Source organism: Sulfuricurvum sp. IAE1, assembly GCF_004347735.1.
Lineage (GTDB): Bacteria > Campylobacterota > Campylobacteria > Campylobacterales > Sulfurimonadaceae > Sulfuricurvum.
This window is the reverse complement of sequence record NZ_SLTI01000015.1, coordinates 1-502: the sequence shown is the minus strand read 5'-3', so window position 1 is coordinate 502 and position 502 is coordinate 1. Positions and strand designations below refer to the sequence as shown.

The following is a 502-nucleotide window of genomic DNA, read 5'->3' as shown; positions in this document are numbered from 1 at the left end:
TTTATTACTAAAAATATTGCTTTACCTAAAGAAAAACTTTGGGTTACAGTACATGAAAGCGATGATGAAGCTTTCGAAATATGGACAAAACATATTGATTCTTCAAGAATTTTAAGATTTGGCGATAAAGATAATTTCTGGTCAATGGGAGATACAGGTGCTTGTGGTCCTTGTAGTGAAATTTTCTATGATCAAGGGGAAGAGCATTTTTCTAGCCCTGAAGATAAAATGGGTGGAGATGGTGATAGATTTTTAGAGATTTGGAATCTTGTATTCATGCAATATGAAAGAACAAAAGAAGGTGAACTAATTCCTCTTCCAAAACCATCTATTGACACTGGAATGGGTTTAGAGCGAGTTATTGCAATAAAAGAGGGTGTATTTAATAATTTTGACTCTTCAAACTTTAAACCTATCATTGAAACTTTAGAAAAAATTGCAAACAAAAAAGCTACTAAAGATAATATTTGCTCATATAGAGTTATTGCGGACCACTTAAGAG

General features: G+C 32.3%; 1 protein-coding gene. It reads left to right on the top strand.

All coding sequences use genetic code 11. From position 1 onward, the window contains the following. The coding region (locus E0765_RS03390; RefSeq protein WP_255417836.1) for an alanine--tRNA ligase-related protein at positions 1 to 502 on the top strand (502 nt) is incomplete at both ends.